Source organism: Streptomyces sp. NPDC033845 (genome assembly GCF_055576225.1).
Window position 1 is genome coordinate 25,423 of sequence record NZ_JBVIRI010000002.1, and the last position, 20,510, is coordinate 45,932.

24 protein-coding genes are annotated in these 20,510 nt (G+C 73.2%); 13 read left to right on the forward strand and 11 right to left on the reverse strand.

All coding sequences use genetic code 11. From position 1 onward, the window contains the following. Positions 1-67: 67 nt before the first annotated feature. Entirely contained in the window at positions 68-1,006 is a 939-nt protein-coding gene (locus tag ACZ50K_RS04250) for a DMT family transporter (protein ID WP_468897273.1), read from the reverse strand. Positions 1,007-1,079: 73 nt separating this feature from the next. Between ACZ50K_RS04250 and ACZ50K_RS04255 the strand changes: the two genes are divergently transcribed. Continuing rightward, a complete protein-coding gene (locus tag ACZ50K_RS04255; protein WP_468897275.1) occupies positions 1,080-2,018 on the forward strand; it encodes a LysR substrate-binding domain-containing protein in 939 nt (312 codons plus the stop codon). Here ACZ50K_RS04255 and ACZ50K_RS04260 read toward each other — a convergent pair. Next, on the reverse strand, positions 1,975-2,433 hold the full coding sequence (locus tag ACZ50K_RS04260) for a pyridoxamine 5'-phosphate oxidase family protein (RefSeq protein ID WP_468897277.1): 459 nt from the start codon (positions 2,431-2,433) through the stop codon (positions 1,975-1,977). The two genes, ACZ50K_RS04255 and ACZ50K_RS04260, sit on opposite strands and share 44 nt — an antisense overlap. Before the next feature lie 95 nt (positions 2,434-2,528). Between ACZ50K_RS04260 and ACZ50K_RS04265 the strand changes: the two genes are divergently transcribed. The 8 genes from ACZ50K_RS04265 to ACZ50K_RS04300 all read left to right on the forward strand — a co-directional run bounded on the left by ACZ50K_RS04265 (position 2,529) and on the right by ACZ50K_RS04300 (position 9,180). Continuing rightward, positions 2,529-3,134, forward strand: coding sequence for a cysteine hydrolase family protein (locus ACZ50K_RS04265; RefSeq protein WP_468897279.1), 606 nt, complete (start codon positions 2,529-2,531; stop codon positions 3,132-3,134). Between the two features lie 42 nt (positions 3,135-3,176). Next, positions 3,177-4,016, forward strand: coding sequence for a HipA family kinase (locus tag ACZ50K_RS04270; RefSeq protein ID WP_468897281.1), 840 nt, complete (start codon positions 3,177-3,179; stop codon positions 4,014-4,016). Continuing rightward, positions 4,013-4,396, forward strand: coding sequence for a DUF3037 domain-containing protein (locus tag ACZ50K_RS04275; RefSeq protein WP_468897283.1), 384 nt, complete (start codon positions 4,013-4,015; stop codon positions 4,394-4,396). The genes ACZ50K_RS04270 and ACZ50K_RS04275 overlap by 4 nt, the downstream gene beginning before the upstream one ends. Positions 4,397-4,507: 111 nt before the next feature. Then, positions 4,508-5,269 carry a 3-oxoacyl-ACP reductase FabG gene (gene fabG, locus ACZ50K_RS04280; RefSeq protein ID WP_468897285.1) on the forward strand — a complete coding sequence of 254 codons (762 nt, stop codon included), beginning with the start codon at positions 4,508-4,510 and terminating at the stop codon, positions 5,267-5,269. An 18-nt stretch (positions 5,270-5,287) separates the two neighbouring features. Continuing rightward, positions 5,288-6,049 carry an SDR family oxidoreductase gene (locus ACZ50K_RS04285; RefSeq protein ID WP_468897289.1) on the forward strand — a complete coding sequence of 254 codons (762 nt, stop codon included), beginning with the start codon at positions 5,288-5,290 and terminating at the stop codon, positions 6,047-6,049. A 151-nt stretch (positions 6,050-6,200) separates the two neighbouring features. Then, positions 6,201-7,787, forward strand: a complete 1,587-nt coding sequence (locus tag ACZ50K_RS04290; RefSeq protein ID WP_468897291.1) for an ABC transporter substrate-binding protein — start codon at positions 6,201-6,203, stop codon at positions 7,785-7,787. Positions 7,788-7,869: 82 nt separating this feature from the next. Beyond that, on the forward strand, positions 7,870-8,565 hold the full coding sequence (locus tag ACZ50K_RS04295; RefSeq protein WP_468897294.1) for a uracil-DNA glycosylase: 696 nt from the start codon (positions 7,870-7,872) through the stop codon (positions 8,563-8,565). A 117-nt stretch (positions 8,566-8,682) separates the two neighbouring features. Then, positions 8,683-9,180, forward strand: a complete 498-nt coding sequence (locus tag ACZ50K_RS04300; RefSeq protein ID WP_468897296.1) for a hypothetical protein — start codon at positions 8,683-8,685, stop codon at positions 9,178-9,180. A 107-nt stretch (positions 9,181-9,287) separates the two neighbouring features. Here ACZ50K_RS04300 and ACZ50K_RS04305 read toward each other — a convergent pair whose 3' ends face one another. Beyond that, positions 9,288-9,839, reverse strand: coding sequence for a hypothetical protein (locus ACZ50K_RS04305; RefSeq protein ID WP_468897298.1), 552 nt, complete (start codon positions 9,837-9,839; stop codon positions 9,288-9,290). Positions 9,840-9,911: 72 nt separating this feature from the next. Then, entirely contained in the window at positions 9,912-10,433 is a 522-nt protein-coding gene (locus ACZ50K_RS04310) for a DinB family protein (RefSeq protein ID WP_468897300.1), read from the reverse strand. A gap of 78 nt (positions 10,434-10,511) precedes the next feature. On the opposite strand from ACZ50K_RS04310, the gene ACZ50K_RS04315 reads away from it, so the two are divergent. Continuing rightward, positions 10,512-11,420: a Gfo/Idh/MocA family protein gene (locus ACZ50K_RS04315; RefSeq protein WP_468897302.1), complete on the forward strand. Its 909-nt coding sequence runs from the start codon at positions 10,512-10,514 to the stop codon at positions 11,418-11,420. Here ACZ50K_RS04315 and lnt read toward each other — a convergent pair. From lnt to ACZ50K_RS04340, 5 genes are all read right to left on the reverse strand, one after another. Next, positions 11,362-12,951: an apolipoprotein N-acyltransferase gene (gene lnt, locus ACZ50K_RS04320; protein ID WP_468897304.1), complete on the reverse strand. Its 1,590-nt coding sequence runs from the start codon at positions 12,949-12,951 to the stop codon at positions 11,362-11,364. The two genes, ACZ50K_RS04315 and lnt, sit on opposite strands and share 59 nt — an antisense overlap. Before the next feature lie 47 nt (positions 12,952-12,998). After that, positions 12,999-13,487 carry a nuclear transport factor 2 family protein gene (locus tag ACZ50K_RS04325; RefSeq protein ID WP_468897306.1) on the reverse strand — a complete coding sequence of 163 codons (489 nt, stop codon included), beginning with the start codon at positions 13,485-13,487 and terminating at the stop codon, positions 12,999-13,001. 58 nt (positions 13,488-13,545) lie between these two features. Continuing rightward, on the reverse strand, positions 13,546-13,722 hold the full coding sequence (locus tag ACZ50K_RS04330) for a hypothetical protein (RefSeq protein WP_468897308.1): 177 nt from the start codon (positions 13,720-13,722) through the stop codon (positions 13,546-13,548). Positions 13,723-13,829: 107 nt separating this feature from the next. Then, positions 13,830-14,702 (reverse strand): undecaprenyl-diphosphate phosphatase, encoded by an 873-nt coding sequence (locus tag ACZ50K_RS04335; RefSeq protein ID WP_468897311.1) that lies wholly within the window; start codon positions 14,700-14,702, stop codon positions 13,830-13,832. A gap of 48 nt (positions 14,703-14,750) precedes the next feature. Next, positions 14,751-15,455: a TVP38/TMEM64 family protein gene (locus ACZ50K_RS04340; RefSeq protein WP_468897313.1), complete on the reverse strand. Its 705-nt coding sequence runs from the start codon at positions 15,453-15,455 to the stop codon at positions 14,751-14,753. A gap of 121 nt (positions 15,456-15,576) precedes the next feature. Here ACZ50K_RS04340 and ACZ50K_RS04345 point away from each other — a divergent pair, with 121 nt between their 5' ends. Both ACZ50K_RS04345 and ACZ50K_RS04350 read left to right on the forward strand, forming a co-directional pair. After that, entirely contained in the window at positions 15,577-16,431 is an 855-nt protein-coding gene (locus ACZ50K_RS04345) for a patatin-like phospholipase family protein (protein WP_468897315.1), read from the forward strand. Between the two features lie 168 nt (positions 16,432-16,599). Then, positions 16,600-17,391, forward strand: coding sequence for a spermidine synthase (locus ACZ50K_RS04350; RefSeq protein ID WP_468898440.1), 792 nt, complete (start codon positions 16,600-16,602; stop codon positions 17,389-17,391). 81 nt (positions 17,392-17,472) lie between these two features. On the opposite strand, the gene ACZ50K_RS04355 is transcribed toward ACZ50K_RS04350, so the two are convergent. Together ACZ50K_RS04355 and ACZ50K_RS04360 are read right to left on the reverse strand one after the other, a co-directional pair. Further along, positions 17,473-18,864, reverse strand: a complete 1,392-nt coding sequence (locus ACZ50K_RS04355; RefSeq protein WP_468897318.1) for an MFS transporter — start codon at positions 18,862-18,864, stop codon at positions 17,473-17,475. Positions 18,865-18,904: 40 nt separating this feature from the next. Further along, positions 18,905-19,930, reverse strand: coding sequence for a DUF8017 domain-containing protein (locus ACZ50K_RS04360; RefSeq protein ID WP_468897321.1), 1,026 nt, complete (start codon positions 19,928-19,930; stop codon positions 18,905-18,907). Between the two features lie 96 nt (positions 19,931-20,026). Between ACZ50K_RS04360 and ACZ50K_RS04365 the strand changes: the two genes are divergently transcribed. Next, entirely contained in the window at positions 20,027-20,482 is a 456-nt protein-coding gene (locus ACZ50K_RS04365; protein ID WP_468897323.1) for a DUF4442 domain-containing protein, read from the forward strand. The last annotated feature ends 28 nt before the right edge of the window (positions 20,483-20,510 follow it).

Below are 20,510 nucleotides of genomic sequence, written 5' to 3' on the forward strand. Positions count from 1 at the left end.
CCCCCGGGAACGTGAACGATGAGGAGGGGGACGCCAGCAGCAGGCCGGGGACGGTGCGGGGGCCGGGTCAGGCACGGCGCCGGGACTGGGTGAGGGCCGCGCCCGCCAGGATGACGGCCGCGCCCACCGGGGTGTTCCAGTGCAGCTCCTCGCCGAGCACCAGCACCCCGGCGGCGGTGGCGATCACCGGGATGAAGTACGTGACCATCTGCGCGGTGGTCGGACCGACCTCGGTCACCAGCCCGTACTGGAACTGCAGGGCCATCCCGGTGCCCAGCGCCCCCAGCGCGACCACCGACAGCGTCGGCCACAGCGGGAAGGAGGTCGGCGCGGTGGTGAACACCGCCCCGGCCACGCCCAGTTGGAGAGTGGACATGATCAGCTGCCCGGCGGTGAGGGCGACCGGGGAACCCGGGTTTCCGGCCAGGGTCCGGCGGACGTAGATCCAGCCCACCGGATAGCAGAACGCGGCCAGCAGGGCGAGGCCGGTGCCCCCGGGGTCCACCCCGGCGAAGCCCTGCCAGGCCCCGAGCACCACCAGGACGCCGAGGAAGCCCAGGCCCAGTCCGGCGACCCGGCGCCGGGTCGGCCGGTCCTCCGACAGCGCGACCATGGACAGCGCCATCCCCCACAGCGGGGAGGTGGCGTTGCAGATCCCGGCCAGGGCGGAGGGGATGCGCAGCTCCGAGTACGCGAACAGGGTGAACGGCAGCGAGTTCAGCAGGACCGCCGCCACCGTCAGCCGGACCCAGGTGCGCGCGCCGCGCGGCAGCGGCTCCCGCCGGACCAGCAGCACGGTGAGCAGGGCGAGCGCCCCGAAGAACACCCGGCCCAGGGCGACCTGGAGGGGCGCGTACCCCTCGGTGCCGACCTTGATCAGCAGGAAGCTGAAGCCCCACACCACCGAGAGCAGGCCGAACCGGACCCGCCAGTCGAGGACGGCCCGGCGCGATCCGGTCGGGACGGGCGGGTGCGGGCCGGTGCGGGTCACGGCGGGTGCGCTCATGCCCCCACTCTGCTGTCGCCCACTTCGTAGCACAAGCGAGAGTTCATGGCAGTGAAGGCGTAGCATCGCTTACATGTTGAATCTGGAGCGGCTGCGCACCCTCGATGCCCTGGCCCGTCACGGATCCGTCAGCGCCGCCGCCGACGGCCTGCACGTGACCACCTCGGCGGTCTCCCAGCAGATGGCCAAGCTGGAACGGGAGGTCGGCCAGCCGCTGCTCGCCCGGCAGGGGCGCGGGGTCCGGCTGACCGACGCCGGGCGGCTGCTCGCCGGCCACGCCGCCCGGATCATCTCCCAGGTGGAGCTGGCCCAGGCCGACGTCGAGGCCCAGCGGGGCCGCGCGGTCGGCGAACTGCGGATCGGGGCCTTTCCCACCGCGATGCGCGGACTGCTCCCCGACAGCCTGGTCGCCCTGCGCGCCGAGCACCCGGAACTCGCCGTCCGGGTCCGTGAGCTGGAGCCCGCCGAGAGCATGGCCGCGGTGGTGCGCGGCGATCTCGACCTGGCGCTGGCGATCGACTGGTACAACAAGCGGATGCCGGTGCCGGCCGAACTGGTCCGGGCCCATCTGCTCGACGACACCGCCGATGTGGCGGTGCCCGTCGGCCACCCCCTGTCCGGGCGCGCGGAGGTCTCCCTCGCCGAGTTCGCCGACGACGACTGGGTCTCCTGGAACGAGGGGCAGTTCTGTCACGAGTGGCTGGTGTTCACCCTGCGCGGGGTCGGGGTGGAGCCGCGGGTCGCCCACATCGCCGAGGAGCACCACACCCAGCTGACCTTCGTGGAGGCCGGACTCGGCGTCTGCGTGACCCCCCGGCTGGGCCGCGGCCCGACCCCGGCCGGGGTCCGGCTGCTGCCGGTCCGGGACACCGTACGGCGGCACGTGTACGTGGTCTGGCGGGCCGACGCCGACCGCCGGCCCTCGATCCGGGCGGCCGTGGACGCCCTGCGCTCGGCCGCCGGGCGGATCAGCGCTTGCGGAAGTCCCAGGACACCACCGTCTCCGGAGTGAGCCGCAGCCAGGCGTGCCGGCCGTCGTGCGGCATGTCGGGGATGCCGAAGTTCTTGGCGGGGAAGAGCCGTTCGGCCTCCGCCAGCTCGGGGCACGGCTCGCCCGTACGCGGCGCCTCGCCGACGAACTCGGCGCGGCCCGACAGCTCCACCCCGCGCAGCTCGTCGTAGGACTCGCCCGCGTCCACCACCACCGAGATCCGCGGATCCTCGCGGAGGTCCGCCCAGCGGCGGCTGCGGGTGATCGAGTACAGCCAGAGCGAGCTGCCGTCCCAGGCGAACCACAGGGCGCCCACGTGCGGGCGCCCGTCGGGGGAGACGGTGGCCACCCGGCAGGTCCGCTGCTCCCGCAGGAAGGCGTCCACCTCCTCCCCGGTCATCATGATCCGCCGGCCGCGCCGCTGGGTCTCGTCCATCCGCCCCGCACCCCTTCACATCTGACTATGTGTCAGGAATCATGCGGGCTGCGCCGCCAGGACGCCAGGGGAAGACCGAGGGAGGCCGGGGAGCCATGCCGAATCCGGAAGCCGCCAGCACCGTGCTGCTCACCGTCGAATGCCAGAACGGAGTGGTCGGCGAGGGCGGCGCGCTGCCCGAACTCGCCAAGGAGGCCCGGGCCTCCGGAATGCTGGACCGGGTGGCCGCACTGGTGGACGGCGCGCACCGGGCCGGAGTGCAGGTGATCCACGCGGTCGCCGAACGCCGGCCGGACGGCCGCGCGGCGAACACCAACGCCCGGCTGTTCCGGGCGGCCGGGCGGCTGCCCGTCCAGCAGCTGACCGGCAGCGCGGCGGTGCGGGTGGCCGCGCCCATCGAGGTCGCCGAGGAGGACATCCTGCTGCGGCGGCTGCACGGACTGTCCCCGATGGCCGGCACCGACCTGGACCCGCTGCTGCGCAACCTGGGCTGCCGCACCCTGGTGGTCACCGGGGTCTCCTCGAACGTGGCGATCCCCAACACCGTCTTCGACGCCGTGAACCTCGGCTACCGGGTGGTGGTCCCCTCCGACGCCATCGCCGGAGTGCCCGCCGCCTACACGGCCGAGGTGCTCCGCAACTCGCTCTCCCTGGTCGCCACCATCACCACCACCGAGGAGCTGCTCGCCGGCTGGGCGTGATCCCCCGGGCCCGTGGCGCCGGGAACCCCCTAGCCTGGGGGGATGCTCAAAGAAGTGATCGCGACCCGCTATGTGACGCCCTTGCGCGAGGGCGGCTCGCTGCCGGGGATCGTCGAGGCCGACGACCTCGGCACGTACGTCATGAAGTTCACCGGGGCCGGCCAGGGCCGCAAGACCCTGGTCGCCGAGGTCATCTGCGGCCGGCTGGCGCAGCGGCTGGGGCTGCGGGTGCCGGAACTGGCGCGGATCCAGCTGGACCCGGTCATCGGGCTCGGCGAGCCCGACCAGGAGGTGCAGGAGCTCCTCAAGGCCAGCGGCGGTCTGAACCTGGGGATGGACTACCTGCCCGGCTCGATCGGCTTCGACCCGCTGGCCTACCAGGTCGACCCGGTGGAGGCGGGCCGGGTGGTCTGGTTCGACGCGCTGGTCAACAACGTCGACCGGTCCTGGCGCAACCCCAACACCCTGGTCTGGCACGGCGACCTGTGGCTCATCGACCACGGTGCCACCATGATCTGGCACCACAACTGGCCCACCGCCCGGACCGCCGCCGCCAAGCCCTACAACGCCTCCGACCACGTCCTCGCCCCCTTCGGCCCGGACATCGCCGCGGCCGCGGACGAGCTGGCCCCGAAGGTCACCGAGGAACTGCTCACCGAGGTGGCGGCGGACGTGCCGGACGAGTGGCTGGTGGACGAGCCCGGCTTCGCCACCACCGACGAGCTGCGCCGCGCGTACGTGGCCGCGCTGCTGCCGCGGGCCGCCACCGTCCACGAACGGATCACCATGGTGGCCGAGGTGCGGGCCTCCTCCGGCCCGCCCGGCTGGCTGGCCGACCGACTGACCCCCGTACCGTCCCGGAAGAAGAGCGACAGCCAGTGACCCAGCGCGATGTGTTCGAGTACGCACTGGTACGGGTGGTGCCCCGGGTGGAGCGCGGTGAGTGCTTCAACGCCGGAGTGATCGTCTACTGCCGTGCGCAGGGCTACGTGGCCGCCCGCACCCATCTGGACGAGGGCAAGCTCCTCGCCCTGGACCCCGGGGCGGACGTCACCGGGGTACGGGCGGCCCTGCGGGCCGTGGAGGGGGTCTGCACCGGCGGCGAGGCCGCGGGTCAGGCGGCGGGCGACGACCCGGGCCGCCGCTTCCGCTGGCTGATCGCCCCGCGCAGCACCGTGGTGCAGCCCGGCCCCGTCCACACCGGTCTGACCGTCGACGCCGGGGCGGAGGTGGAGCGGCTGCTGGCCCTGCTGGTGCGGTGAACCGCCGGGCGCGACGTTGACACCGGGGGGTGGGGATCCTAACTTCAGCACTGGTTACTAAGCGGTTGCTCAGGCCTGGGCGGCCGTCTCTCAAGGGCGAGGAGAACCAGCATGTCCACCACCGAGCAGCGCGTCGCCGTCGTCACCGGGGCGGCCCGGGGGATCGGCGCCGCCACGGCCCTGCGGCTGGCCGCCGAGGGGCGGGCCGTGGCCGTACTCGATCTCGACGAGGAGGCCTGCAAGGAGACCGTCGCCGCGATCACCGCGGCCGGCGGCACGGCCATCGCGGTCGGCTGCGACGTGTCCGACGCCGCCCAGGTGGAAGCGGCCGTCGAGCGGATCGCGCGGGAGCTCGGCGGGCCCACGGTGCTCGTCAACAACGCCGGGGTGCTCCGCGACAACCTGCTCTTCAAGATGGACGAGAGCGACTGGGACACCGTCATGAACGTGCACCTGCGCGGGGCGTTCCTGATGGCGAGGGCCTGTCAGAAGCACATGGTGGCCGCCAAGTTCGGGCGGATCGTGAACCTGTCGAGCAGCTCCGCGCTGGGCAACCGGGGGCAGGCCAACTACTCGGCCGCCAAGGCCGGTCTGCAGGGCTTCACCAAGACCCTGGCCATCGAGCTCGGCAAGTTCGGCGTGACCGCCAACGCGGTGGCCCCCGGGTTCATCGCCACCGAGATGACCGCGGCCACCGCCGCCCGGGTGGGCATGGGCTTCGAGGACTTCCAGGCGGCCGCGGCCACCCAGATCCCGGTGCAGCGGGTGGGCCGGCCGGAGGACGTCGCGAACGCGATCTCCTTCTTCACCGGCGACGCGGCGGGGTTCGTCTCCGGGCAGGTCATGTACGTGGCCGGCGGCCCGCTCAACTAGCGCGAGAGGGCGTACACCGTGGAGCACAGCGGAATCGACAGCGGCCGGGTGGCGCTGATCACCGGGGCCAGCCGGGGGATCGGCCTGGGGATCGCGGAGGCGCTGGTCGCCCGGGGCGACCGGGTCTGCATCACCGGGCGGAACGAGGACACCCTCAAGGAGGCCGTGGAGCGGCTCGGGTCCGACCGGGCCGTCGGGGTCGCCGGGAAGGCCCATGACGAGGCCCACCAGGCGGTGGCCGTCGAGCGTGCGATGGAGGCGTTCGGCCGGATCGACTTCCTGGTCAACAACGCCGGCACCAACCCGGTCTTCGGCCCGATCGCGGACCTGGACCTCGGGGTCGCGCGGAAGGTCTTCGAGACCAACGTGATCTCGGCGCTGGGCTTCGCCCAGCGGACCTGGCACGCCTGGCAGAAGGAGAACGGCGGGGCGATCGTGAACATCGCCTCCATCGCGGGGGTCTCCGCGTCGCCGTTCATCGGGGCGTACGGGATGAGCAAGGCCGCCATGGTCAACCTGACCCTGCAGCTGGCGCACGAGATGGCGCCGGGGGTGCGGGTGAACGCGATCGCCCCGGCGGTGGTGAAGACCCGGTTCGCGCAGGCGCTCTACGAGGGCCGGGAGGCGGAGGCGGCCGCGGCCTATCCGCTGGGCCGGCTGGGGGTGCCGGCCGACATCGGCGGAGCCGCCGCATTCCTCACCTCGGCGCAAGCGGAATGGGTCACGGGTCAGACTCTGATTGTTGATGGTGGAATGTTTCTCAATGCCGGAGTTCACTGACCGATAATCGGACGCATTTGCCCTCCAAAAAGTGCTAAATGCGGCCAGAATACGTCCGTAACCGGTCAAGTACCCCACGGAACCTGCCCATTGGATTCGTGGGGTACTGCGGTAGGGTCTGCCGCACCCAGGCTGATCGAGGAGCGTGCACGTGTTCAACCGGACCAGATGCCTGCAGATCACTGCGGCCCTTGCGTCCATATCCCTGCTCGCCGGCTGCGGGCTGATCTCGGGTGACGACGGGGCGAGCAAGAAGCGGATCGTCGTCGGTACGACGAGTATTCCCAGCACCCTCGACCCGGCGGACGCCTGGGACGGCTCCTGGGAGCTTTACCGGAACGTCTACCAGACCCTGCTGGCGTTCCCGACCGGCAGCGTCCGGCCGCAGCCCGACGCCGCGCAGGGCTGCGAGTTCACCGACTCGGCGAACCAGTCCTACCGCTGCACCCTGCGCAAGGGACTGAAGTTCTCCAACGGCGAGGCGCTCGACTCCAAGGCCGTCAAGTACTCCTTCGACCGCATCCGGAAGATCAATTCCAAGGTCGGTCCCAAGGACCTCTTCGGCAGCCTCGACCGGATCGAGACCCCCGACGCGCTGACCGTGGTCTTCCACCTGAAGAACTCCGACGCCACCTTCCCGTTCGTGCTCGGCTCCCCGGCCGCCTCGCTGGTCGCGCCCAAGGACTACCCGGCCGACCGGGTCCGCCCGGACGCCAAGGTCACCGGCTCCGGCCCGTACGTCCTCGACGAGTACGTGGACGAGGAGCGGGCCGAGCTCAGCCGCTACGACGGCTACCAGGGCTTCGCCCAGCGCCGGAACGACGGCGTGACCATCCGGTACTTCAACGACTCCGGCAAGATGGTGGCCTCCCTCAAGGACCACGACATCGACGCCACCTACCGAGGGCTCACCGCCGAGGAGATCCAGGAGCTCCAGAGCACCCACTCGCGGGACCTCGGCATCCAGGTCGTCGCCAACGTGGGCTCCGAGATCCGCTACCTGGTCTTCAACCCCAAGAGCGACCCGGCGGTCAGGAAGCTGGAGGTCCGCCAGGCCATCGCCCAGGTCATCGACCGCGGCACCCTGATCAACGAGGTCTACCGCGGCACCGCGGAACCCCTCTACTCGATGGTCCCCAAGGGCGTGGTCGGCCACAAGACGCCCTTCTTCGACAAGTTCCCGCACCCGGACGTCCCCAAGGCGCGGAAGCTGCTGAAGGACGCCGACATCAGCATCCCGGTGGAGCTGAACCTCTCCTACACCACCGACCGCTACGGCTCCTCCACGGAAGCCGAGTTCAAGGAGCTCAAGCGGCAGCTGGAGGAGAGCGGACTGTTCCAGGTCACCCTCCAGGGCAAGCCCTGGAAGGAGTTCCAGACCGGCTACAAGAACGGCGAGTACCCGGTCTTCGGCCGCGGCTGGTTCCCCGACTTCCCGGACCCGGACAACTTCATCGCCCCGTTCGTCGGCAAGGAGAACGCGGTCGGCACCCCCTACGAGCCCACCGCGATCCTCAAGGACCTGCTGCCCAAGTCCCGCCGCTCCAGCGACCGTTCGGCGGTGAGCGCCCAGTTCGAGGAAGCGCAGCGGATCTTCGCCGAGGACGTCCGGCTGCTGCCGCTGTGGCAGGGCAAGCTGTACGTGGCCTCCGGGGAGGACATCTCCGGCACCGAGCGCGCGCTGGACCCGCAGACCGCCATGCAGATGTGGGAGCTGTACCGCAAGACCAGCTGGTAGCGGCCCGGATGACGGCCGGGATTCCGGGCCGTGTCCGGTGATGTCAGTGGCCGAAGGTAAGTTCTGACCAGTTGCAGAACGAATGCCGGAGGTTGTCGACGTGACCGAGATGCTGCCCGAATCCTGGCTGTCCGTGCTGGGCGGGGAACTCGACCAGCCCTACTTCAAGGAGCTCACCGAGTTCGTCGAGGAGGAGCGGGCCCGCGGTCCGGTCTACCCGCCCCGCGAGGAGGTCTTCGCCGCGCTGGAGGCCACCCCCTACGACCGGGTCAAGGTGCTGGTCCTCGGCCAGGACCCCTACCACGGGGCCGGCCAGGGACACGGTCTGTGCTTCTCGGTGCGGCCCGGGGTCAGGACCCCGCCCTCGCTGCGGAACATCTACAAGGAGATGCAGGCCGAGCTCGGCACCCCGATCCCGGACAACGGCTATCTGATGCCGTGGGCCGAGCAGGGCGTGCTGCTGCTCAACGCGGTGCTCACGGTCCGTGAGGCGGAGGCCAACTCCCACAAGGGCAAGGGCTGGGAGAAGTTCACCGACGCGGTGATCCGCGCGGTGGCCGAGCGGCCCGACCCGGCGGTGTTCGTGCTCTGGGGGGCGTACGCCCAGAAGAAGCTGCCGCTGATCGACGAGACCCGGCACGTGGTGGTCAAGGGCGCGCACCCCTCCCCGCTGTCCGCGAAGAAGTTCTTCGGCTCCCAGCCCTTCACCCAGATCAACGCGGCGGTCGCCGCCCAGGGCCACGACCCGATCGACTGGCGGATCCCCGACCTGGGCTGACGTGACCTGGGCTGACGCCCGATCGCCCGCCCGCGCCTCGGCCGCAATGTCGGCGGCTGCGGATAGCGTCTGGATGATCGGACCGCGCAGGTCCGACGGACGAAGCCGGAGGCGGTCGTGACGGAGCAGCGGGAGGCGTCGGAGGACGCCGTCATGACCAGGATCGGCCAGGCGGTCATGCTGCTGCACGCGGGGGACCGGGAGGAGGCCCGCAACCGGTTCGGCGAGATCTGGACCCAGATCGGGGAGGACGGGGACCCCCTGCACCGCTGCACGCTGGCCCACTACATGGCCGACGCGCAGGACGACCCGTCCGACGAGCTCTCCTGGGACCTGCGGGCCCTGACCGCCGCCGAGGCGCTCGGCGAGGAGCGCCTCACCCGGCACGAGCCGCATGCGGCGGTCCGGGCCTTCTACCCCTCGCTGCACCTCAACCTGGCCGCCGACTACGTCAAGCTCCAGCGGCCGGAGGCGGCCCGGATCCACCTCGCCCGGGCCCGCGCGGCCACCGGGGCGCTGGGCGACGACGGATACGGGGACGGGGTCCGGGCGGCGATCTCCCGGCTGGAACTGAGGCTGGGCGAGGACTCGCCGCCCTTCCCGGGCCGCCCCTGAACCGGCCGCCGGGCGGCCCGGGCGGACCCGGCGGTTTCGGGAAGCTTGACCTGCCCGGCCGGCTCAGCAGGCTCGACCGGCCCGGCCGGGACGCCTCGGCCGGGGCCTCACTCCGGGTGGACCCCGTCGCAGATCCGGGCCTCCGGGCTGTCCGCACCCCAGCTGCCGTGCTTGCGGCCCAGCGCGCAGACGTCCGCCGGACGCATCGGCAGGTGCTCGATCAGCTCCCGCTCCACCTTCCGCGCCTCCCGCCGCCGGCGGTCCTCCGCCGACGGGTGCCGGCCTTCCGGGGCGGGCTCGGCGGCCGCCGGGGCCTGCGGCTCCGGGATGTCCGGGACCGGCGGCTCGACCGGCTCCCGGCGGGCGGGGGCCGCCGGCGGGGCGGCGGACCGGCGGGCCGGGACGGCCGCCGCGGGGGCCGTCCCGCGATCCGGCGCCTCGGGCGCGGCCCGCAGCGCCTCCAGCGCGGGCGCCCGCACCTCGACCAGGCTGCCCCCCTGGGCGCTGCGCGTCTCGTGCCGGGGCGGCACGCCCGCCGCGGGGGCCGCCGCCGGCCGCACCGGGTCGGGGTTCACGTTCACACAGCCGGTGAGCGGGACCGCCGAGACGGCGCAGGCCACTCCCAGCAGCAGGGTTGTCGAGGTTCGGGTTGCATGCACTCGCGCAACTCTGCTCCGTACGGACCCGGTTGCGATAATCCGGAGCCCGAAATGACCCCGCACGGGTGATGGCTACTCGCCGGTTGCCCCGTCGATCAGCTCGCGCAGCAGATCCGCGTGGCCGTTGTGCCGCGCGTACTCCTCGATCATGTGGGTGTAGACCCAGCGCAGGTTGAACCGCTCGTGGCGGCGCGGATGCGAGGCCACCGAGACCTCGTCCAGGGAGCGGCCGGCCGCCGCCGCACGGGCCAGCTCGATCTCCTCCCGCCACACCCGGTCCGCGTCCGCCCAGGTGTCCTCGGGTCCGAAGTGGAAGTCCCCGTCCTGGTCCTTCTCGGTGCAGTACAGCTCCGGCAGCTCCAGTCCGAGGGTGATCTCCCGGAACCACCACCGCTCCACCTCGGCCATGTGCCGGACCAGCCCCAGCAGGGTCAGTTCGGAGGGCGGCACGGCGGCCGTCCGCAGCTGCTCCTCGTCCAGGCCGCGGCACTTCAGGGCGAGGGTGGCCCGGTGGTATTCCAGCCAGCCTTCGAGCATCTCCCGCTCGTTCGCCGTGGTCGACGGTTCGGGACGCTCGTGTTCAGAAGAGATCATGCCCACATGGTGGGCGAACCCGGCCGCCCGCACCAGGGATTAAGCTGCCCAGCAGTCGGACGAACGAGGAGGATCCCGGTGAAGGTCGCATGCATCGGACTCGGTGACATCGCCCAGAAGGCCTATCTGCCGGTCCTCACGGCCCGCCCGGGCCTCGAACTGCACCTGCAGACCCGCAACCCGGAGGTGCTGGCCTCGATCGGCGACCGCTACGCGGTCCCGGCCGCCCGCCGCCACGCCTCCTTCGAGGCCCTCCTCGCCGAGCGCCCCGACGCCGCCTTCGTGCACGCCGCCACCGCCGCCCACCCCGAGCTGGTGACCCGGCTGCTGGAGGCCGGCATCGCCACCTACGTGGACAAGCCGCTGGCCTACGAGTACGCCGACTCCCGGCGGCTGGTCGAACTCGCCGAGGAGCGCGGGGTGTCCCTGGCCGTGGGCTTCAACCGGCGGCACGCCCCCGGCTACGCCCAGTGCGCCGAGCACCCGCGCGAACTCATCGTGATGCAGAAGAACCGGGTCGGGCTCCCCGAGGACCCCCGCACCCTGGTCCTGGACGACTTCATCCACGTGGTCGACACCCTCCGCTTCCTGCTGCCCGGCGAGGCCGACCGGATCGACGTCCGGGCGGTGGTCCGCGAGGGACTGATGCACCAGGTGGTCCTCCAGCTGGCCGGCGACGGGTTCACCGCCCTCGGCATCATGAACCGGCTCTCCGGCTCCACCGAGGAGGTCCTGGAGGTGTCCGGCCAGGACACCAAGCGCCAGGTGGTCAACCTCGCCGAGGTCATCGACCACCGCGGCCAGCCCACCGTCCGCCGCCGCGGGGACTGGGTGCCGGTGGCCCGGCAGCGCGGCATCGAGCAGGTGGTGGACTCCTTCCTGGAGTCCGTGGCCGCCGGACACACCCTCAGCGCCCGGGACGCGCTGCTCACCCACGAACTGTGCGAGCGGGTGGTGCTGTCGGCGCTGGAGCAGGCCGCCGCCTGATCCGGCGCACGCCCCCGGGGCCGTTCGTCGCGCCGATGGCCGCCCAGCCGACCAGCGCCAGCAGCGAGACGGTGACGGGCCAGGCGCCGAACCGGGCGTACAGGGTGCCGCCCCGGGCGAGCGGCACCTCGTACACCCGGGCCGCGCTCGCCGACACCGGCAGCGGCCGGCCCAGCCGCTCGCCCGAGGGCCCGTAGACGGCACTGACCCCGGTCAGGGTGGCGTGCACCACCGGGCGTCCGGTCTCCGCGGCCCGCAGCGCCCCCAGCGAGGCGTGCTGGGCCGGGGCCCAGCTGTGCTGGAAGCTGGAGGTCGCCGACTGGGCCACGACCAGGTCCGCCCCCGCGCGCACCAGGTGCCGGCTCATGTCCGGGAACGCCGTCTCGAAGCAGATCAGCGGCCCGATCCGGACCCCGGGCCGGCCGGGCAGCTCCATCACCACCGGGCCGGAGCCCCGCCGCCGGTCCTCGCCGGCCGCCTTGCCCACCGAGGTGACCCAGCCCAGCGCGGCCCGGGCCGGCACGTACTCCCCGAAGGGGACCAGCCGCATCTTGTCGTACCGGTCGCCGGTCGGGCCGTCCGGGCCCAGCAGCAGCGCCGACTTGTAGATCCCCGGCCGGTCCGAGCGCCGGGCGTCCACATTGACCAGCAGCGGCGCCCCCAGCTCCGCCGAGAGGGCCGCCAACCGGCCGGACAGGTCCGGGCGGGCCGCCAGATCGGCGCCGACACTGCTCTCCCCCCACACCACCAGATCGAGTCGCTGCCCGGCCAGACCCCGGGTCAGCCGCTCCGCCACCGCGAACCGCCGCTCGGCCCCGTCCTCCGGGCCCGGACCCTCCGGAACCACCCCGGGCTGGACCACCGCCACCCGCAGCGGCCCGCCGTCCACCGGTTCCGGCCGCGGCGCCCACAGCCAGGCCGAACCGGTCAGCAGCGCACAGCCGGCCAGCCCGGCCAGGGCCGGCCGGCGGCCCTCCGGCACCGCGATCAGCAGCACCACCGCACAGTTCACCGCCACCACCAGCAGGCTCAGCAGCCACACTCCGCCCACCGAGGCCAGCCGCAGGGCCGCCGGCACCTCCCACTGACCGGACCCCAGCAGCCCCCAGGGCCCGCCGAGCCCCTCCCAGGACCGGGCCAACTCGGACAGCAGCCAGCCCGCCGGTACGAGCACCAGCGCGCCCGCCGCCCGCCCGGCGCCGGGGGTGCCGCCGAGCAACCGCCGCACCAGCAGGGCCCAGGGGACCCACAGCAGCCCCAGCAGCAGGGCCAGCGGCAGCAGGAACACCCCCAGGCTCGGCAGCAGCCAGTGGTGCACGGCCACGATGAACCCGGCCCCGCCGAGACAGCCCTCCAGGGCCGCCCGCCGGCCGGAGCGGGCCGTGCGCAGCAGCAGCATCCAGGGCACCAGGGCGGCGTACCCGGCCCACCACAGTCCCGGGGCGGGGAACGACAGGGCGGGCAGCGCCCCGGCCGGCAGCGCGGCGGCGGCCCGCCACCACCGGGTCCGGTCCGGCTCCTCGATCGGCATGACGCGCCTCCCCCTCCAGTGTGAACCGCGCGGGGCCCGGGCGGAGTTCAGACGGCCAGGTGACGCCACTTCTCGTGCACCGTGACCGATCCCAGGCGCCAGCCCTCGGGGGTGCGGCGGAGCCCGAAGGTGTAGCGGCCGGCGGCGACGAAGTTCGGCGAGGTGACCCCGTCCGCACCGCCGTCCCCGGCACCCTCGTCCGCGCCGCCGGCCAGCCGCATCGGGTTGACGAAGTCGGCCCGGACCTCGGCCCGGTCGCCGGGGGAGCCGTCCAGCACCTCCAGGTTCACCCGCCGGTTGACGATCAGGTGCTGGCGGACCGGGAACAGCTTCATCGTCTCGGCCAGCCAGTCGGCGACCTCGGCGGCCGGACCCTCGATCCCGCCCGCCGACCGGTAGTCGGCCCGGCCGCCGGGCGCGAACAGCGCCCGGTAGGCCGCCCAGTCGCCGTCGTCCACGGCCACCGCGTAGCCGGTGATCACCTCGTCCACGGCGAGCCGGTCCATCACGGTCGCCAGGTCCACACGCTGTGTCATCGGGTCAGTGTGGGACAGCGGGGCACGGAGGCCAAGAGGTGCGCACCCGCCGAACCCCTCAGTGGCCGGAACGCGCGTCCCGCTGCCGCACCACCACCAGGAAGGCGTCGGTGGCCAGATCCATCACCACCTCGGCGGGCACCCCCTCCCGGGCGCGCTCCGCCGCGTACTCCTCGGCGGGCCAGCTACCCCTCGGGCTCCCCGCCGGAAACCGCTCCAACACCACTCGCCCCATGGGGCACACCCCCTGCACGTCACCGCTCGGTCGTCCACCAGACACAACGACGCGAGGCCCTCCCGGGAACGTTCCCGAGAGGGCCTCGCGCGACGGCGGGGTACGGATCAGTGGCCGGACTCGCCCGCGTGGGGGCTCAGGACGTCCGTGCCGACCAGGACGAACAGGGCGATGCCCAGGAGGATGCGGTAGATCACGAACGGCATGAAGGACTTCGTGGTGATGAACTTCATGAACCAGGCGATGACCGCGTAGCCGACCACGAAGGCGATCACCGTGGCGAAGATCGTGGGCCCCCAGGAGACGTGGCCCTCGCCCGCGTCCTTCAACTCGTAGGCGCCCGAGGCCAGCACGGCGGGAATGGCCAGCAGGAAGGAGTAGCGGGCCGCCGCCTCGCGGGTGTAGCCCATCAGCAGACCGCCGGAGATGGTCGCCCCGGAGCGGGAGACGCCCGGGATCAGGGCCATCGCCTGGCACAGGCCGAAGATCAGGCCGTCCTTGACGCCCAGGTCCTTCAGGGTCTTGCGGTCCCGGACCACCCGGTGCCGGCCGCCGATCTCGTCGCGGGCCGCCAGCCGGTCGGCGACGCCCAGCACGATGCCCATCACGATCAGGGTGGTGGCGATCAGCCTCAGGTCCCGGAAGGGTCCCTCGATCTGGTCCTTGAGGGTCACTCCCAGCACACCGATGGGGATCGATCCGACGATCACCAGCCAGCCCATCTGGGCGTCGTGGTCGGAGCGCAGCGCCTTGTTCGTCAGTGAACGGAACCAGGCGGACAGGATCCGGGCGATGTCCTTGCGGAAGTAGATGAGTACGGCGGTCTCGGTGCCGATCTGGGTGATGGCGGTGAAGGCCGCGCCCGGGTCCTTCCAGCCCGCGAACGCCGCGGTCAGCCGCAGATGGGCGCTGGAAGAGATCGGGAGGAACTCCGTAAGCCCCTGGACGAGACCAAGGATCAGGGATTCGAACCAGCTCATGTCGGGGTGCGCTCGTCCTTGTGATCGTCGGGCAGTTCGCTCCGAATGCTAGGGCCCGTTGGAGGCTCCGTTGACCACGGGGGTGGGCTGGACGGGCATCGCGGCCGTCAACCGGTGGCGCTTGCGCCAGGCCACGGTGCCGGCGAGCACCCCGGAGACCGTGATGAAGCCCAGCGAGGCGAGGAAGGCGGGGGAGGTCGGCGAGGAGGCGTTGCCGCCGGCGATCACATAGGCGGCCGTGTTGGGGACCGTGCCGATGCCGGTGGCGACCAGGAACGGCACCCAGCCGCACCGGGAGACCGCGGCACAGTAGTTGGCGGCCGCGAACGGCACCCCGGGGAAGATCCGCACCGCCAGCATGGACCGGAACCCGTGCCGGCTGAGCTGGCCGTCGGCGGCCTTCAGCCAGCGGCCCCGCACCAGCGGCCGGAGCGCGTCCTGGCCCATCACCCGGCCCAGGCCGAAGGCCAGACCGGCACCCAGCACCGTGCCGGCCACCGCGGCGACCAGTCCGAACTGGGCGCCGAAGACCGCGCCCGCGCCCAGGTTCAGCAGCGGCCGGGGCACGAAGGCCGCCGTGCACAGCCCGTACGCGGACGCGAAGAGGAGGACCGCGGTGCCCACCGGGAGCCCCGGCGGCCAGCCCTCGGACAGCAGCCGCTGGGGTTCGTACAGCAGCACGCAGGCGCCCGCCGCGGCCAGCAGCAGGACGAGCAGGGCCAGCCGGGTCCAGGGCGCGAGGAGGAGGGACATCCGGGGAGACTAACCGACACACCGGTCGGCGCGCCGTAATCTGTGCCTCATCCGTTCGAACGCCGGATGGCCTCGGGCGGCGGCCGGAACCCCTCCGGGTTCCCAGATCCAAGGGGTGGCGATGGCTGCGGCGGACGGCGGGACGGCACTGGTGCTCGGGGGCGGCGGGCTCACCGGCATCGGCTGGGAGTGCGGCATGCTGCACGGCCTGGCCGAGGCCGGGGTGGACCTCTTCGACGCCGAACTGGTCGTGGGCACCTCCGCCGGATCGGTGGTCGGCGCCCAGCTGACCTCCGGCCTGTTCGACCCCCGTGAGCTGTACGAACGCCAGCTCGGCGACGCGAGCACCGAGACGGCCGCCCGGTTCGGCACCGGCACCCTGGCCCGCTACGGCATGGCCATGCTGCGGGCGCGCTCCGCACCGGAGTACCGGCGGCGGATCGGCGCCCTGGCGCTGGCCGCGGCCACCGGGGAGGAGGCGGAGCGGCGGGCGGTGCTCGCCGCCCGGCTGCGCTCGCACAGCTGGCCGGAGCGGCGGCTGGTGGTCAGCGCGGTGGACGCGCTCAGCGGTGAGACGGCCGCCTTCGACCGGGCCAGCGGCGCCGGACTGGTGGACGCGGTCTCGGCGAGCTGCGCGGTCCCGCTGGTGTGGCCGCCGGTCACCATCGGGGGCCGCCGCTACATCGACGGCGGCATCCGGTCCTCGGCCAACGCCGACCTGGCCGCCGGCTACCGGCGGATCGTGATCCTCGCCCCGATGTCCCTGGGCACCCGGCTGAGCCCCTCGGCCGCCGCGCAGGCCGCCGAGCTGCGCAAGGGCGGCGCCGAGGTGGTGCTGGTCCACCCCTCGAAGGAGGCCCGGACCGCCTTCGGCCGCAATGTGCTGGACCCGACGCGGCGGGACCCGGCGGCCCGGGCGGGACTGACCCAGGCCGCCGCGCACGCCGCCGAGGTCGCCCGGGTCTGGCACGGCTGACACCCGGACGGCCGGACACCCGGACGGCTGGGCACCCGGACGGCCGGACGACCGGCCGGTCGGGCACCCGGCCGGTCGGACGGGGCCGTGGCGGGGCCGGACAATGGTCGGGTGAGCGAAGATCCGATCCCGGTGGTCCGGGACGTGGCCCAGGGCACCGCCAAGCTGATGCCGGACATCGACCGGGACCGGGCCTGGCTGCTGACCGTGGACGGGGCCCCGCAGTCCTATGTGGACCTCGACGACCCCGAGCACCTGGAGTTCGAGTACGTCCGCCGGCTCGCCCATGTCCTGGACCGGGCCGCCGAGCCGGGCGCGCCCCTGGACCTGGTGCACCTGGGCGGCGGCGCGCTGACCCTGCCCCGGTACGCCGCGGCCACCCGGCCGGGCTCCCGGCAGCAGGTGGTCGAGTTCGACGCGGAGCTGCTGGCGCTGGTCACCGAGCACCTGCCGGTCCCGGCCGGGGCCGGGCTGCGGCTGCACGCGGCCGACGCCCGGGAGTGGCTGGGGCGGGCGCCCGCGGCGAGCGCTGACGTGCTGCTCGCCGATGTCTTCGGCGGCTCCCGGGTCCCGGCCCGGCTGACCTCGGTGGAGTACGCGCGGGAGGCCGCCCGGGTGCTGCGGCCCGGCGGGCTGTACGCGGCCAACCTGGCGGACGGGGCGCCCTTCGGGTTCCTGCGGACGCAGCTGGCGAACTTCCGGTCGGTGTTCGCCGAGCTCGCGCTGATCGCCGAACCGGCGGTGCTGCGCGGCCGGCGGTTCGGGAACGCGGTGCTGCTGGCCTCGGACGCGGAACTGCCGGTGGCCGCGCTGGCCCGGAGCTGCGCGGGGGACGCGTTTCCGGCCCGGGTGGTGGACGGGGAGCCGCTGGCCCGGCTGATCGGGGGCGCGCTGCCGGTCGGGGACCGGGACGCGGTGGCCTCGCCCCGGCCGCCCGAGGGCGCCTTCTCCCTGGGCTGACCGCCGGGGCTGCCGCCGGAGCCGGGCAGCCGCCGCGGACGTGCGGTCGCCCGCCCGTTCCCGCCCGTTCCCGTCCGGCCGTCAGACGTCGGCCGGTGCGGGGGCCGGCGGCTGCGTCGCCGCCGTCGCCTCGGCGGGTGCCGGTGCCGGTGCCGGCGACGGTGACTGGGCCGGTGACTGTGCCGGGGCGGGTGCCGGTCCCTGGGCGGGGACGGGGGTGTGCGGGGCCGGTGCCCTGCGGGTGAGGTTGCGGACGTCGGGGACCAGCAGGGTCAGGGCGGTGACCAGGACCACCAGGCCCGCACAGCCCCAGAGCGCCTCGGTCCGGCCGAAGGCGGACTCGGCCGGTCCGGCCAGGGCGGTGGCCAGCGGCAGCATGGAGACCGAGCCGAACCAGTCGTAGGCGGAGACCCGGGAGAACTTGTCCTCGGGGATCTCCTGGTGCATCGTCGTCATCCAGCTCACGCCGAACACCTCGATCGCGGTGCCGCTCAGGAACATCACCGCGCACAGCCCCCAGGTGGGCAGCGGGACCGCGAGCCCGGCGGCGGGCAGCGCCAGCGGGAACACGCACAGGGTGGCGGCCAGCAGCAGCCGGCGCGGCTTCCAGGCCATCGTCAGCAGGGCGCCCGCGATGGTGCCGACCCCGAAGAAGCCCAGCGCGATGCCCCAGGGCGCGGGCCCGCCCAGGTGCTCCCGGGCGACCAGCGGCCCGTACACCGACTCGGCGGCGCCCACCACGGCCACCACCACGGAGAACTGGAGCACGATGCTCCAGAGCCAGGGACGGCTGCGGACCTCCGTCCAGCCCTCCCGGAGGTCGGCGAGGAGTCCGCCGGCCGCCTTGCGCTCCACGGTCCGGCTGACGTCCAGGAAGGCGCGCAGCGCGCCGGCGAGGGCGAAGGCGGCCGCGTCGACGGCGAGCACCCAGCCGGGGCCCATGACGGCGATCATGGCGCCGCCGAGGGCGGCCCCGCCGATCCCGGCGCCGTTGACCGCCATCCGGTAGAGGGCGAAGGCCCGGTTGGCGTCCCGTTCGGAGACGGTCGAGAGCAGCATGCCCTCGGCGGCCGGGTTGAAGAAGGCCTGGCCGGTGCCGCAGAGGGCGGTGAGGGCCATCATCTGCCAGAGCTGCGGTTCGCCGAGCAGCACGACGGCGGCGAACGCGCCCTGCGAGACGCAGTTCAGCGCGTTCGCCGCGACCATCACGCGGTGCCGCGGCAGCCGGTCCGCCACCGCCCCGCCGACCAGCAGGAACAGCACCAGCGGCAGGGTGCGGGCGGCGGCCACCAGGCCGACGTCCCCACTGGAGCCGCCGGCCTCCAGCACGGCGAAGGCGGTGGCGATCAGGGCGCCGTGGGCGCCCAGGTTGGTGATGACCGCGGCGGCCGTGAGGAGCGAGTAGTTGCGGCCCGCCCATGCCGGGCGGGTGGTCGGGGTCCGGTGGTCCGGTGCGGTGGTGGGTGAGCTCACCCCCGGACTATCCACGGCCGGCGGCGTTCTGCCAAACGGGTTATCCGGTGGTGAGCCGGATCGAGCTGAGAACCTTCTTCGCCACCTCGGTCGTGTACTCGCCCTCGACCCCGGTGGCGCCGTACATCACCCAGCTGGCGAAGTCGCCCTTGGCGTTCTTGAAGGCGAAGCCGATGCCCTTGCCGTCGGTGGCGCACTTGTGGGGCTTCTTCACCCCGCTGGCGGTGGCCGTCACCATGTGTCCCTTGAGCCCGGACTTGGTGGTGTACTCCTTCGGCTCGGACACCTTGGTGGTGCCCTTGGGCTCCTTCTGGGCGTATCCGGCCCACACCCAGCTGCCGGTGTTGTTGTTCGCGGCCTCCTTGGTGTCCTTCGCGCCGTTCGCGCCCTTGACCCCGGTGGCGGCGAGGGAGTACTCCTCCGTGTCACCGTCCTTGTCGGAGTCGACCGTGCACCACTCCTCCTTGAGGTAGGCGGGCGCGGACATGCTGATCACCGGCATGCCGTCGTTCTTGACCTCGTCCAGGATCCCGGAGGAGACGCCGGAGCCCAGCACCTTCCACTCCGGGGGCACGTCGAAGGCGACCCCGTACTTGGTGTTGACCACGACCTTCCAGCCGGGGATGACCGGCTCGGTGCCGCCGCCCGAGCGCGGGTTGTCGCTCGGCGGGGCGGCCGGGGCGGAGGGCTCCTTCGAGGGGGCGGTGGAGGCCGGGGCGGTGGCCTTCGGCTTGCCGTCGGCCTCGGTGGAGGAGCCGTCGTCGTGGGTGAGCACGATGGTGCCGGTCACCGCGGCGGTCACGACCACGGCGGAGGCGGCGACGATCGCCACGGTCCGGGTGCTGAACCGGGTGCCCCCGACGGGCTGCTGGACCTGTGTGGGCGGCTGGCCCCAGGGCTGCGGGGCCGGCGGCTGCTGCGGGTAGCCGTATCCGGGCTGCGACGGCTGTCCGTATCCGGGCTGCTGCTGGTAGGGGCTCGGCTGTCCCTGCTGCTGGTACGGGTTCTGGTGCGCGTCCTGGGGGTTCTGCTCGCCCCCGGGCGGCTGCTGCTGTCCTGGCCACATGGCCGGTAACCATAGTGGGAGGGCGGTCCGGGGGCCACGGCCGCCCCCTCCGGAGGGCTGGCCAAGCCCGTCTACTCGTGGGTAACATCCGGTTCCATGAGCGCAGATCAGATGAACATGGGCGAACTGCTCGCCGCGACGGTACCGATGGTCCGCACCCTGAACCTCGAATGCCTGGAGACCACCCCCGAGCGGGCCGTCTTCCGGCTCCCGGACCAGGCCGACTTCCACAACCACATCCAGGGCCCGCACGCCGGCGCCATGTTCACCCTCGCCGAGTCCGCCAGCGGCGCGATCGTCCTCGCCGCCTTCCAGGACCAGCTCGGCCGCGCCGTGCCGCTCGCCGTCAGCGCGCAGATCGGCTATAAGAAGCTCGCCAAGGGCCCGGTCACCGCGACCGCCACCCTGGGCCGCCCGGCCACCGAGGTGGTCGCCGAGCTCGACGCCGGCGGCCGCCCCGAGTTCCCGGTGGCCATCACCATCCGCCGCGACTCCGACGAGGCCGTCACCGGCGAGATGACCGTCGTCTGGACCCTGCGCCCCAACAGCTGAACACGGCGGCGCGTCTGCCCGGAGCCGG

Excerpts from the sequence above, each read along its gene's own strand:
- ACZ50K_RS04345 (WP_468897315.1), top strand. The coding sequence starts at position 15,577 with ATGGCTGCGGCGGACGGCGGGACGGCACTGGTGCTCGGGGGCGGCGGG.
- ACZ50K_RS04250 (WP_468897273.1), bottom strand. The coding sequence starts at position 1,006 with ATGAGCGCACCCGCCGTGACCCGCACCGGCCCGCACCCGCCCGTCCCG.
- ACZ50K_RS04295 (WP_468897294.1), top strand. The coding sequence starts at position 7,870 with ATGCCGGAGGTTGTCGACGTGACCGAGATGCTGCCCGAATCCTGGCTG.
- ACZ50K_RS04335 (WP_468897311.1), bottom strand. The coding sequence starts at position 14,702 with ATGAGCTGGTTCGAATCCCTGATCCTTGGTCTCGTCCAGGGGCTTACG.
- lnt (WP_468897304.1), bottom strand. The coding sequence starts at position 12,951 with ATGCCGATCGAGGAGCCGGACCGGACCCGGTGGTGGCGGGCCGCCGCC.
- ACZ50K_RS04360 (WP_468897321.1), bottom strand. The coding sequence starts at position 19,930 with ATGTGGCCAGGACAGCAGCAGCCGCCCGGGGGCGAGCAGAACCCCCAG.
- ACZ50K_RS04260 (WP_468897277.1), bottom strand. The coding sequence starts at position 2,433 with ATGGACGAGACCCAGCGGCGCGGCCGGCGGATCATGATGACCGGGGAG.
- ACZ50K_RS04270 (WP_468897281.1), top strand. The coding sequence starts at position 3,177 with ATGCTCAAAGAAGTGATCGCGACCCGCTATGTGACGCCCTTGCGCGAG.
- ACZ50K_RS04325 (WP_468897306.1), bottom strand. The coding sequence starts at position 13,487 with ATGACACAGCGTGTGGACCTGGCGACCGTGATGGACCGGCTCGCCGTG.
- ACZ50K_RS04265 (WP_468897279.1), top strand. The coding sequence starts at position 2,529 with ATGCCGAATCCGGAAGCCGCCAGCACCGTGCTGCTCACCGTCGAATGC.
- ACZ50K_RS04330 (WP_468897308.1), bottom strand. The coding sequence starts at position 13,722 with ATGGGGCGAGTGGTGTTGGAGCGGTTTCCGGCGGGGAGCCCGAGGGGT.
- ACZ50K_RS04350 (WP_468898440.1), top strand. The coding sequence starts at position 16,600 with ATGCCGGACATCGACCGGGACCGGGCCTGGCTGCTGACCGTGGACGGG.
- ACZ50K_RS04255 (WP_468897275.1), top strand. The coding sequence starts at position 1,080 with ATGTTGAATCTGGAGCGGCTGCGCACCCTCGATGCCCTGGCCCGTCAC.
- ACZ50K_RS04365 (WP_468897323.1), top strand. The coding sequence starts at position 20,027 with ATGAGCGCAGATCAGATGAACATGGGCGAACTGCTCGCCGCGACGGTA.
- fabG (WP_468897285.1), top strand. The coding sequence starts at position 4,508 with ATGTCCACCACCGAGCAGCGCGTCGCCGTCGTCACCGGGGCGGCCCGG.
- ACZ50K_RS04310 (WP_468897300.1), bottom strand. The coding sequence starts at position 10,433 with ATGATCTCTTCTGAACACGAGCGTCCCGAACCGTCGACCACGGCGAAC.
- ACZ50K_RS04340 (WP_468897313.1), bottom strand. The coding sequence starts at position 15,455 with ATGTCCCTCCTCCTCGCGCCCTGGACCCGGCTGGCCCTGCTCGTCCTG.